8 protein-coding genes are annotated in these 12,274 nt (G+C 61.1%); 2 read left to right on the forward strand and 6 right to left on the reverse strand.

Annotation, left to right across the window (positions count from 1 at the left end):
- Positions 1 to 443 precede the first annotated feature (443 nt).
- Positions 444 to 1,871, forward strand: a complete 1,428-nt coding sequence (locus C7G61_RS12235) for a hypothetical protein (protein ID WP_108514338.1) — start codon at positions 444 to 446, stop codon at positions 1,869 to 1,871.
- Between the two features lie 10 nt (positions 1,872 to 1,881).
- On the opposite strand, the gene glpK is transcribed toward C7G61_RS12235, so the two are convergent.
- From glpK to C7G61_RS12265, 6 genes are all read right to left on the reverse strand, one after another.
- Positions 1,882 to 3,384, reverse strand: coding sequence for a glycerol kinase GlpK (glpK, locus tag C7G61_RS12240; protein WP_108514339.1), 1,503 nt, complete (start codon positions 3,382 to 3,384; stop codon positions 1,882 to 1,884).
- A gap of 236 nt (positions 3,385 to 3,620) precedes the next feature.
- A complete protein-coding gene (locus tag C7G61_RS12245; RefSeq protein WP_108514340.1) occupies positions 3,621 to 4,394 on the reverse strand; it encodes an SDR family NAD(P)-dependent oxidoreductase in 774 nt (257 codons plus the stop codon).
- Positions 4,395 to 4,599: 205 nt separating this feature from the next.
- Positions 4,600 to 5,742, reverse strand: coding sequence for a pimeloyl-CoA dehydrogenase small subunit (pimD, locus tag C7G61_RS12250; RefSeq protein WP_108514341.1), 1,143 nt, complete (start codon positions 5,740 to 5,742; stop codon positions 4,600 to 4,602).
- A 311-nt stretch (positions 5,743 to 6,053) separates the two neighbouring features.
- A complete protein-coding gene (pimC, locus tag C7G61_RS12255) occupies positions 6,054 to 7,244 on the reverse strand; it encodes a pimeloyl-CoA dehydrogenase large subunit (RefSeq protein ID WP_108514342.1) in 1,191 nt (396 codons plus the stop codon).
- Between the two features lie 183 nt (positions 7,245 to 7,427).
- Positions 7,428 to 9,119, reverse strand: a complete 1,692-nt coding sequence (gene pimA, locus C7G61_RS12260) for a dicarboxylate--CoA ligase PimA (RefSeq protein WP_108514343.1) — start codon at positions 9,117 to 9,119, stop codon at positions 7,428 to 7,430.
- Positions 9,119 to 11,215, reverse strand: coding sequence for a 3-hydroxyacyl-CoA dehydrogenase NAD-binding domain-containing protein (locus C7G61_RS12265; RefSeq protein WP_108514344.1), 2,097 nt, complete (start codon positions 11,213 to 11,215; stop codon positions 9,119 to 9,121). Before C7G61_RS12265 ends, pimA begins: the two co-directional genes overlap by 1 nt.
- 182 nt (positions 11,216 to 11,397) lie before the next feature.
- On the opposite strand from C7G61_RS12265, the gene C7G61_RS12270 reads away from it, so the two are divergent.
- Positions 11,398 to 12,261 (forward strand): IclR family transcriptional regulator, encoded by an 864-nt coding sequence (locus tag C7G61_RS12270; RefSeq protein ID WP_108514345.1) that lies wholly within the window; start codon positions 11,398 to 11,400, stop codon positions 12,259 to 12,261.
- Positions 12,262 to 12,274 lie beyond the last annotated feature (13 nt).

Consider the following 12,274-nt stretch of genomic DNA (forward strand, 5'->3'; position numbering starts at 1 on the left):
AAGTTATTCTGAATCGACGCCGCCATGCCAAGAGCATGTGCCGCGTCCAGAACTGCGACTTAACCAACCATCCTTGCAGATGCTGCCGTCACTACCATCGCATGAAGTGACGACTCTTATCGCAAGGCCAATACCCAACAACGCCAAAACACCGCCTGCTATGATCATTTCCATGGCACGTGCTCCTGTTGCGAATCGGAAGCCCCAGAAGTTCATAACCTAGCACAATTCGGACGAGAACGTGCCGCAGCCCTAACGCTTCCGGGCTCAACGAATCATTCGCCGACCTGACTCGGCCTAAGTCTGCGATCCTCTCATCCATCGACAGAAACGACGGGAAAACTCCGCTTCTACTGTGGAAAAGTCGGATAACTCAACTCTTATCCAGTTGCCTTTGCGAATCTCGACTATTGCGGGGAGGATTATATTGGCCGGGGAATTCCATGGATATTTCTCGATACTTCAAATTGAAAAAGACGCAGGCCGAGCTCGATTTCGTGAACGTTGATCCGACACGCGACATTCCATTATTTGTCGACCCTTACGCACTCGAAATAAAGAGCGATGAATGGTCGGGAAAATGCGCAGATGACATTCGATCGTTTTTTACGGCCGTGGTGACCGCGCTTCGAACCGATCGTCCGCATGCAGAGACACTGATGTCGCAATTGCATGAAGCAAAGGAAACATTCTTAGGTCTTTCCAAAGGCGAGCCACAGGGTAGCGGCGTTGGTGACTTTCAGGCCGCTCAATTGTTAAACAAGCTGGCAAGCAGCCGGGCGGTCGCGAGCGGCGTCCTCTCGGATTTAGCTGAGGCAGAACTTTTTGTTGAAGGAATCGGTCGCGATAGAATTTCTGATTTGACGACAAATATAATTCGAGGACGTTTGATTGAGTATACGCAGGCACAGTGCGCATTGTTTGGAATTCCACTGACGAAGGATCGATCAGTCGGCCCCGTCTGGGATTCGACAAATGAACGATGGACGCAAGGCTATCACGATCTTCCGGTGGCTCACGGCAAGGCCGTGATCCTGGTACCGAAGTATTCTGTGAGAAAAAAGCTATCTCTCGATAGTCAAGAATTTTACAATCATCACATGATTGAGTTTTTGAGAGAGGAATATACGACTCCAAATTCTAGCTTAGCGTACGTTCTGAAGTCCGGCCGAATTAGAGTTACAAAGAAGGACGTCAAAGCTCGCCATCCTTTCGTCAAGGACGACCTGGCTGATTTCGTAAGCAAGCACCCAGAGGTGCTAGAAAAGTACAAGGAGTTGAATGGTGCACGCGGGCCACTCAGTCCGAAAGATCTGGACGAGGATTTCGACGAGAGAACTTTTTCCGAGGCTCTGATTAATTCTTTGCAGAGAATTGCGCCAGGACCCGCCGCCGCTGGTGAATATCACTCGTTCATGATCGGGGTTCTTTCTTTTCTGTTCTTTCCGGGGTTGATCTGTCCCATCAAGGAACATGAAATACACGCTGGTCGAAAACGAATCGACATCAGATTTACCAATGCTGGGGATCGCGGCTTCTTTCAAAGCATCCTTCAGTCCCCTCAAACAAGGGCGCTCAGTGTTCCGGTGGAATGCAAGAACTACTCCAGAGAGATTGCCAATCCTGAACTTGATCAGATCACCGGACGGTTTGGCCATACGCGAGGATTTTTCGGCATGATTTGCTGCCGTTCAATCGACGACAAGACCAAATTTATCGAAAGGTGCCGCGACACCGCATTGGATTCCCGAGGCTACGTAATTCCGCTGGACGACGAAGATATTATTCAGATGCTAGGCGCTGTCTCAAGCGCCAATAGAAAAGCAATCGAGATGCTTTTAAGAAAAAGATTTGATGGGCTACTATCCTAGTATCACTAACCTACTCCCCCTCATCGCTCGCCAGCACGCCCTTCACCGCCCTCGCCCAGCCTGCAAGTTTCCGCTCGCGCGTCGCCGCGCTCATCGCTGGCTTGAAGCGGTGCTCCAGCCGCCAGTTGTCGGCGAACTTTGCCGGCTCGGGATAGACACCGGCGTTCAGGCCCGCGAGATACGCCGCCCCGAGCGCCGTGGTCTCCTGGATCATCGGGCGGTCGACTGGCGCATCGAGCAGGTCCGCAAGGCGCTGCATGGTCCAGTCCGACGCCGTCATGCCGCCGTCGACGCGGAGCACGATGTTGGCGACGGTCGCATCCGGCCAGTCGGCGCGCATCGCGGCCCAGAGGTCAAATGTCTGATAGCAGACGCTTTCGAGCGCGGCGTGCGCGAGTTCGGCAGGGCCGGTGTTGCGGGTCAGGCCGAACAGCGCGCCGCGCACGCGGGGATTCCAATAGGGGGCGCCGAGGCCGACGAAGGCCGGCACCAGATAGACGCTCTGCATGGAATCGGATTTGTCGGCGAGCGGGCCGGTTTCGGACGCCTGCTTGATGATGCCGAGGCCATCACGCAGCCACTGCACGGAGGAGCCGGCGACGAAGATCGAGCCTTCGAGGGCGTAGGTGCGCCTTCCCTTGAGTTGATAGGCGATGGTGGTGAGCAGCTTGTTCTTCGAGGCGACCGGCGTGGTGCCGGTGTTGAGCAGCGCAAAACAGCCGGTGCCGTAGGTCGACTTGATCATGCCGGGCGTGAAGCAGGCCTGGCCGATGGTGGCGGCCTGCTGGTCGCCGGCGATGCCTGAAATGGCGATCGCGCCGCCGAACAGGCTTGGGTCGCTGTCGCCGAATTTGGCGGAGGAATCTTTTACCTCTGGCAGCATCGAGCGCGGCACGCGCAGGAGTTTCAAGAGCTCATCGTCCCACTCGCCGGTGTGGATGTTGAACAGCAGCGTGCGCGAGGCATTGGTGGCGTCGGTCGCATGCACACGGCCAGCGGTCAGGCGCCACAGCAGATAACAATCGACGGTGCCGAACATCAGCTCGCCGCGGCCGGCGCGTTCGCGCGCGCCCGGCACGTGGTCGAGGATCCAGGCGACTTTCGTTCCCGAAAAATAGGGATCGATGATCAGGCCGGTTTTGGCCGAAATCGTGGGCTCGTGGCCTTCGGCTTTCAATTTGGCGCAGATGTCTGATGTACGGCGATCCTGCCAGACGATGGCGCGGTGCACGGCCTGCCCCGTCGCGCGGTCCCACACGACCGTGGTCTCGCGCTGGTTGGTGATGCCGATCGCGGCGATGTCCTTTGCCGTCAGGCCGGCCTTTTCCAGCGCCTCGCGGCAGACCGCGACCGTCGAGGTCCAGATATCCTCCGGCTCGTGCTCGACCCAGCCGGACGCCGGAAAATGCTGCGGGAACTCCTGTTGCGCCGTGGCGGCGATGGAGATGTCGCCGCGGAACACGATGGCGCGCGAGGACGTGGTGCCCTGATCGATGGCCAGTACAAAGGACATGACGTTGCTTCCCTGGGAGGTTTTGGTTGCGAGAGAGGCAATCCGATTGGGAGGCGAAGGTCAATATCTCAGCGGCAAGCGAGCTCCCTTCCTTCTCCCCTTGTGGGAGAAGGTGGCAGCCGAAGGCTGCCGGATGAGGGGTCTGCATCCGCGGAGACAGACCCCTCACCCGTCTCAATCGCGCTTTGCGCGATTGATCCACCCTCTCCCACAAGGGGAGAGGGGTTAGAAAGAAGCTACGTCGCCGCTGTCGTCACGCCGCCATCGACCACGATGGTCTGGCCGGTCATGAAGGTGGAGGCATCCGAGGCCAGATACGCGACCGCGCCGGCGATTTCGTCGGGCTCGCCGATGCGGCGGAGCGGGGTGCCGGCGGTGCGGCGCTTGAGCATTTCCGGATCTTCCCACAGCGCCTTGGCGAAATCGGTTTTCACCAGGCCCGGCGCCACGCAATTGACGCGGACGCCCTTCGGGCCCCATTCGCCGGCGAGGCTGCGGCACAGCGCGAAATCAGCCGCTTTCGAAATGCCGTAGGCGCCGATCACAGTAGAGCCGCGCATGCCGCCGATGGACGAGATGATCACCACCGAGCCGTTGCCGCGCTCCGCCATTTGCGGGATCGCCAGCGCGCAGAGCCAGATGTTGCTCTTGACGTTACTGCCCATGATCTTGTCGAAGGCCTCGTCCTTGATGTCGAGCAGCGGGCCGTAATACGGATTGACCGCGGCGTTGCAGACGAGGATGTCGACCTTGCCGTAATGCTTTGTCGTGCCCGTGACCAGCGCCTCGACTTCCTCGCGGCGGGAGATGTTGCAGGGAATGACATGGGCGTCGCCGCCGGACTTTTTGATGCCGTCGGCGACTTCCTGACAGGCGTCAGCCTTGCGGCTGGAGATCACGACTTTTGCACCGAGTTTTGCCAGCAGTTCGGCGGAGGAGCGGCCGATGCCGCGGCTGGAGCCGGTGATGATGGCGACTTTGCCGGTGAGATCGAACGGGGTGTTTTTCATTGTTGTTGGCTCCCTGATTTCGCTCTCTCCCCGTCATTGCGAGCGTAGCGAAGCAATCCATCTATCCCCGTGCGGAGCCATGGATTGCTTCGCTACGCTCGCAATGACGGAAACTGTGTTCGTCATTCCGGGATGGTCCGAAGGACCAGACCCGGAATCTCGAGATTCCGGGTTCGATGCTGCGCATCGCCCCGGAATGACAAGATTAAACCAACCCGCCCGCGTCGGTGACGCGGCGGAGGTGGTAGTCGGTGTCGCCAAAGGTGTTTTCGATCATGGTCAGCCGCTTGAAGTAGTGGCCGATCTTGGCTTCCTGGGTCATGCCGATGCCGCCGTGAAGCTGGATCGACTGCTGGCCGATGAACTTGCCTGATTTGCCGATCTGCACCTTGGCGGCGGCGACCGCGGTCGCGCGCTCCCTGGCGCTGTCGAAATCGGCCGCCATGGTCGCGAACATCGACATGCTGCGGGCCTGTTCGAGGGCCACGAACATGTCGGCGGCGCGGTGCTGCAGGGTCTGGAAGCTGCCGATCGGCACGCCGAACTGTTTTCGCGTCTTGAGATATTCGACCGTGCTCTTCAGCGATTCATCCATCGCGCCGACGGCTTCCGCGCACATCGCGGTACGGGCTTCGTCCACCACGCGCTCGATCAGCGCCAGAGCGTTCTCGGGATCGCCGATCGCGGCATCGGCGCCGACCTCGACGCCGGTCAGCGTGATATCAGCAGCATGCAGGCCGTCCTGGGTCGGATAGCCCTTGCGGGTGACGCCCTTGGCGTTCGCCGGCACCAGGAACACGCCGATGCCGCTACGATCGCGCTGCGCGCCCTTGGTGCGCGCGGTCACGATCAGGGTGTCGGCGTTCTCGCCGTTGAGCACGACGAATTTTTCGCCGTCGATGACCCATCCCGCGCCCTTCTTCTTGGCTGATGTTGCGACATCGCCGAGATCGTAGCGCGAGTTCTTCTCGAGCTGCGCAAACGCAAAGGTCTTGCTGCCGTCGATGATGCCGGGGATATGCGCGGCCTTCTGCTCAGCCGAGCCGCCATGGCGCAGGAAGCCGCCGCCGATCACGACGGTTGCGAGATACGGCTCCAGCACCAGCGCCTTGCCGAGCGCTTCCATCACGATCATGGTTTCGACCGCGCCGGCGCCAAAGCCGCCATCGGCTTCCGCGAACGGCAGGCCCAGCAGGCCCTGCTCAGCGAGCTTGCCCCAGACAGCCTTGCTCCAGCCGCCCTTCTCCTTCTGGTACTTCTTGCGCGCATCGAAATCGTAGGAGTCGGTCAACAGACCGTCGATGCTTTCCTTGAGAAGGCGCTGCTCCTCGGACAAATCAAAATCCATGTTCTTTTGCTCTCTCAAATCATGCCTGAGGCATGGAAATCGAACGAACCCGTAGGATGGGTAGAGCGAAGCGAAACCCATCGCACTGTTCGGACTTGTTGTGATGGGTATCGCTTCGCTCCACCCATCCTACGAACCGGCTTCTTAACCTCGCCCCGCTTGCGGGGAGAGGTCGGCGCGTAGCGCCGGGTGAGGGGGTACAGGTCTCTCGGCAATCATTGCTGGGAGAGAGGCCCCTCACCCCGACCCTCTAAGAGCGAGCTTTCGCTCGTCTCGACCCCGCAAGAGAGCGGGGCGAGGGAGAAGAAAGATCAAAGCCCCAGCACCGCCTTGGTGATGATGTTGCGCTGGATCTCGTTGGAGCCGCCGTAGATCGAAACCTTGCGGTTGTTGAAGTAGCTCGGCGCGATCTGGGCGGTCCAGTCCATGGTCTCGTTAGAGCCGTCGTCGCCATGCACGTCGTAGGGCGCGGCGAACGGGCCGATCACTTCCATCAGGAGTTCGGTGGTGGTCTGCTGGATTTCCGAGCCCTTGATCTTCAGCACCGAGGACGCCGGGTTGGGCTTGCCCTTGCCGTGCTTGCCTTCATCCGCGACGACGCGGAGCTGTGTCAGCTCGAGCGCCTTCAGCTCGATCTCACAGGCTGCCAGCTTCTCACGGAAGCCCTGATCCTCGATTACGGGCTTGCCGTTGGACTCGACCTTGGAGGCGAGCTCCTTGATGCGGCGCAGCCGTTCCTTGGAGACGCCGACGCGGGCGATGCCGGTGCGCTCGTTGCCGAGCAGGAACTTTGCGTAGTCCCAGCCCTTGTTTTCTTCGCCGATCAGATTCTCGACCGGCACCTCGACGTCGTCGAAGAAGACTTCGTTGACTTCACGGCCGCCGTCGATGGTCTCGATCGGGCGCACGGTGACGCCCTTCGACTTCATGTCGAACACGATGAAGGAGATGCCCATCTGCTTCTTCGCCGTGGTGTCGGTGCGGCACAGGCAGAAGATCATGTCGGCGTGCTGGGCCAGCGTGGTCCAGGTCTTCTGACCGTTGATGATGTACTTGTCGCCCTTGCGCTCGGCCTTGGTTTTCAGCGAGGCGAGGTCCGATCCCGAGCCGGGCTCCGAAAAACCCTGGCACCACCAGTCGTCGACATTGGCGATGCGCGGCAGATACTGCTGCTTCTGCTTCTCGTTGCCGAAGGTGTAGATGACGGGGCCGACCATGCTGACGCCGAAGGCGAGCGGCGCGGGTGCCGGGTGCATCTGCAGTTCTTCGTTGAAGATGTAGTGCTGCACGGAGGTCCAGCCGGTCCCGCCATATTCCTTCGGCCAGTGCGAGCAGCCCCAGCCCTTCTTGTTGAGGATGCGCCACCAGGTAACCATCTCGTCCTTGGAGAGGTGACGCCCCTCCACCATCTTGCGCCGCGTCTCCGGCGGCACGTTGTCCCGGAAGAAGGCCCTCACCTCCTCACGAAACGCGATTTCTTCCTTGCTGAAAGCGAGATCCATCGGATCCTCCTTGTGAGCGAATGAATTACATTCGTAGTAACGCGAACTCTTATCTCTCGTCGTCCCTGCGAAAGCAGGGACCCATAACCACCACTGCTAGTGTTACTAAAGCCGTCTCCCCATGTGCCCCAAAGCGGGGCCGCGGCGTATGGGTCCCTGCGTTCGCAGGGACGACGGCGGAGTTTAGGAACGACCTCCTGATGCGGCTTGTTGTTTTGGTGACGCAGTCTGCGAAGGCTGTTGCTGCATGCGCAGTTCGTGGCGCGACAATTTGCCAACCGCCGTGCGCGGCAGCTCGTCGACGAAATCGAGCGCAGCCGGCAGTTCGTGCCTGCCGATCTTGCCGGTCAGGAACGCACGCAATTCGTCCAGCGTGAACGGCTTGGCGCCGTCGCGCAGCTTGATGAAGGCCTTCGCAGCCTCGCCGCGGTAGTCGTCGGGAATCCCGATCACGATCACTTCCTGCACGGCGGGATGGGTGTAGATCGCCTGCTCGATCATCTGCGGATAGACGTTGAAGCCGCCGGAAATGATCATGTCCGTCTTGCGGTCGACCAGGTAGAAATAGCCGTCGGCATCCATGTAGCCGATGTCCCCGGTGAGGAAGCGATCGCCGACAAAGGCCTTCGCGGTTTCTTCCGGCCGGTTCAAGTAGCCTTTGGTGACGTTCGGGCCGCGGACGCGGAGTTCGCCGGTTTCGCCCACCGGCATCAGCTTCGTCGGATCTTCCAGCGATACCACGTCCACTTCGATGCCGGGGAGCATCAGGCCGATCGAGCCTGGCTTGTCCGGACCTTCCTTGGGGTGGGCGGTGCCGGGGGAGCCGGTCTCTGTCATACCCCAGCCGCTCTTCAGCTTCATGCCCACCCTGCGTTCCAGGATCCGTGCCACTTCCACCGGCAGCGGCGCACCGCCCGAGCCAGCGATGACCAGCGACGACAAATCGCGCTTGTCCAGATCCGGCAAGGCGGCGATCGCGATCCACATCGTCGGCACGCCGGGAAACACCGTCGCGCGCTTCACTTCGATGTCGCGCATCACAGCCTCGACGTCAAAACGCTGGTGCATCGAAATAAGATTGCCGCGCAGGATCGACGACAGCAGCACCACCGTCAGCGAATAGATGTGGAACAGCGGCAACACGCAGATCACACGCTCGATCGCGTTGCGCTCGGCGCGCCCCGGCTTGCCCCAGGCGTCGAAGATCGACACCGCCGAGGTCAGATTGCCGTGGCTGAGCATCGCGCCTTTTGGAAGCCCTGTGGTGCCGCCGGTATATTGCAGCAGCGCGACGTCATCGGGCGAAATCGCAGGCCATTGCTCCGGCTTCGCCGCGCCGTCGGTGAATTGCCTGTAAGTGACGACCGCAGGGTTGTCCGGCAGCGCCGTCTGCGGCGCTCCGATCGTGCCCCATTGATCGTCCTCGCAAACGATCAAGCGATCGAGCAAACCCTTGTCCAGCAATTTCAGCGCGGTCGGCAACAGCGCCGAGAGACTGCTGGTGACCAGCACGCGCGCACCGGAGTCCGTGAGCTTGTGCGACAGCGCGATCTCGCCGTCCAGCGGCGACAGGTGCACGACGCGGGCGCCCGCTTTCAGACCGCCGAAGAAATTGATGGGATGATCCGGCGTATTGCCGAGGAACAGCGCGATCGAACTGTTCCTGCCGTAGCCGGCGCGCAGGAAGGCGCTGGCCGCGGTCTCCACCAGTGCTTCAAGCTCGGTGAAACTGATCGGCCGGTCGCGGAATTCGATGGCAGGGCGCGATCCGAATTCGGCGACCGCTGCCGACAACAGGTCGGGCAGCGTGCCGCGCGCGATCGGATCGTCCCAGCGAACGCCTTCCGGATAGAACTGCTCTCCGGGGCGCCCCATCAAGCCGCCTTCGACTGCGCGGCCAGCGACGCAAAGGTCTTGCCTTCATCGGCGAGGCGCTTGAGCAGCGGGGCCGGTTCGAGCGAGGGATCGTTGGTCTCCTTGGCGTAATAGGAGAGACGATCGGCGATGTGCTTGAGCCCGACCTGGTCGGCGTAGAACATCGGGCCACCGCGATAGATCGGCCAGCCATAGCCGTAGAGCCAGATCACGTCGATGTCGCTCGGACGCGCCGCGATGTTCTCTTCGAGGATGCGCGCACCCTCGTTGATCATCGGGTACATCATGCGCTCCAGGATCTCATCGTCGCTGACGACGCGCTTCTTGCGGCCGAGGCGCTGCAGGGTCTCGTCGATCAGTTTTTCGACTTCCGGATCCGGCAGCGCCGCGCGGGAGCCGGCTTCATACTTGTAGTAGCCCTTGCCGGTCTTCTGGCCGAAGCGCCCGGCCTCGCACAGCGCGTCGGCGATTTCCGACTTGATGCCGCGGTCCTTGCGCGAACGCCAGCCGATATCGAGGCCGGCGAGATCGCTCATCGCGAACGGGCCCATCGGCATGCCGAATTTTGTCACGACCGCATCGACCTGCTGCGGCAATGCGCCTTCGAACAGCAGCTTTTCCGACTGCTTGCCGCGCTGGGCCAGCATGCGGTTGCCGACAAAGCCGTCGCAGACGCCGACCACGGCCGGCACCTTTGCGATCTTGCGCGCGATCGACACCGCAGTGGTCAGCGCATCCGGCGCGGTCTTGTCGGCGCGGACAATCTCGCACAGCTTCATCACGTTGGCCGGCGAGAAGAAGTGCATGCCGAGCACGTCCTGCGGACGTTTTGTCACCTTCGCGATCTCGTCGATGTTGAGATACGAGGTGTTGCTGGCCAGCACCGCGCCCGGCTTGGCGTGCTTGTCGAGCGCCTCGAACACTTCCTTCTTCACCGCCATGGTTTCGAACACGGCTTCGATCACAAGGTCAGCATCCCTAACGTTCTCCAGGCCGACCACGCCCGTGATCAGGCCCATGCGCTTGGCCGGGGCATCCGCAGGGATGCCGCCGCGCGCGGCCGTCGCCTCGTAGTTCTTCTGCATCACGCCCAGGCCGCGCTTGAGCTGCTCCTCGCCGGTCTCGATCAGCGTCACCGGGATACCGGCATTGGCAAAGGACATCGCGATACCGCCGCCCATGGTGCCGGCGCCGATGATGGCGACGCGTTCCACCGGACGCGGCTTGGTGCCCTCGGGCACTCCGGCGATCTTGGCGGCTTCCCGCTCGGAGAAGAAGGCGTAGCGCTGCGCTTTCGACTGGTCGCTGGCGACGAGCTTGAGAAAACCTTCGCGCTCCTTCTTCAGCCCCTCGTCGAACGGCAGTTCGATCGCGGCGCGCACGGCATCCGCGGCTGCAAACGGCGCTTCCAGCCCGCGCGCCTTCTTGGTCAGGGCTGCGACCGCATTGGTGAAGATCGAAATGTCGGCCTTGGCCGCCGCGAGCTTGGAGTCGTCGTCGCGCAGCTTGCGCAAGGGACGCTTCTCCGCCAGCACCTTGAGCGCAAAGGCCTCGCCGCCCGAAGCCGGACCTTCGACGATCTCCTCGATCAGGCCGTTCTTGAGCGCATCCGCCGCGCCGATCGGATCGCCGCTGACGATCATCTTGACCGCGAGTTCCGGGCCGACCGCGCGCGGCAGCCGCTGGGTGCCGCCGGCACCCGGCAACAGGCCGAGTTTCACTTCGGGCAGGCCGAGCTTGGCTTCCTTGGTCGCGACGCGATAGTGGCATGCCAGGGCGACTTCGAGACCGCCGCCAAGCGCCGTGCCGTGAATCGCGGCAATGATCGGCTTCGGCGAGTTCTCCATCAGGACAAGCACTTCGGCGAGACCCGGGGGCTTCGGCGGCTTGCCGAATTCGGTGATGTCGGCGCCGGCGATGAAGGTGCGGCCGTCGCAGGTCAGCACGATTGCCTTAACTTCCGCGTCCGCAATCGCGCTCTTCATGCATTCGAAAATACCGCCGCGCACCGCGGCGCTGAGCGCATTTACCGGCGGGCTGTTGACCGTGACGATGGCGATGACGTCATGACGCTCGAGTTTTACCACTTCGCTCACGGGATTCTCCCTGGATCGTTTGTTCTCTGGATCGTTTGTTCTTGGATGCCGCTCGACTTGCGTTGAGTGGCTACGGTCGATTTTCGTCAATTTCGCACTGCGAAATTTAATTCCACATCTTGACACGGAGGGTTATTTTGAAGCACGTCCGTTGTCAACGAGCTCATCAGCAGTAGCGGGTAATGAAGCGTCCAGGGAAAAAGGTGGCGACTGATCGCAGCTTCGTCGTTGCGCTTTCCCGCGGACTTGATGTGTTGCGCGCATTTCATCCCAACGACGGGCTTCTCGGCAATCAAGAACTCGCCGCCCGTACCAATTTGCCGAAGCCAACCATTTCCCGGCTGACCTACACCCTGACCAAGCTGGGTTATCTTACACCCGTTCCGCGCTTCGAGAAGTATCAGCTCGCGCCATCAGCCATGGCGCTGGGGTATGCCGCCCTTGCCAATCTCGGCGTTCGGCATTTGTCCGAACCTTATCGTGAAGAACTGATGCGCGAGACCGGTGGCGCCGTCGCGGTCGGCGGACGCGACCGTCACAGCATGATCTATTTCGGGCAAAGCCGTACCGGGCTGCTCGGCGTACAGCTCGATGTCGGTTCGCGCGTGCCGATCGCGACGACCGCGATGGGGCGCGCCTATATCTGGGCGCTGCCCGAGGATGAGCGCGCCACCTTGTTGCGCGAACTGCGCGACCATTACGGCAATCGCTGGCCCAAAATGCGTGACGGCATCGAGCGCGCGGGCGAGATGCTCGCGCGTCACGGATTCACGATCTCCGCAGGCGAATGGCAGGACGATGTGCACGCCGTAGGTGTACCGTTGAAGCTCAGCGACGGAACCGGACCATACGCATTCAATTGCGGCGCGCCTGCTTTCCGCTTCACGGAAGATCGCCTGATCAACGACATTGGACCTCGCCTTGTCACGATGGTAAGGAACATCGAGGCAGCGCTGGGCGGCGCGGCACCGCAATCAAAAAAAACAGAAAACAAGAAGTTGAAAGCAGGAGGAAAAGTTGCACGTGTGTCCGAGGGGATCAGATAGCCTTCATCACGAC

The organism is Bradyrhizobium algeriense, from assembly GCF_003062295.1.
Classification (GTDB): domain Bacteria; phylum Pseudomonadota; class Alphaproteobacteria; order Rhizobiales; family Xanthobacteraceae; genus Bradyrhizobium; species Bradyrhizobium algeriense.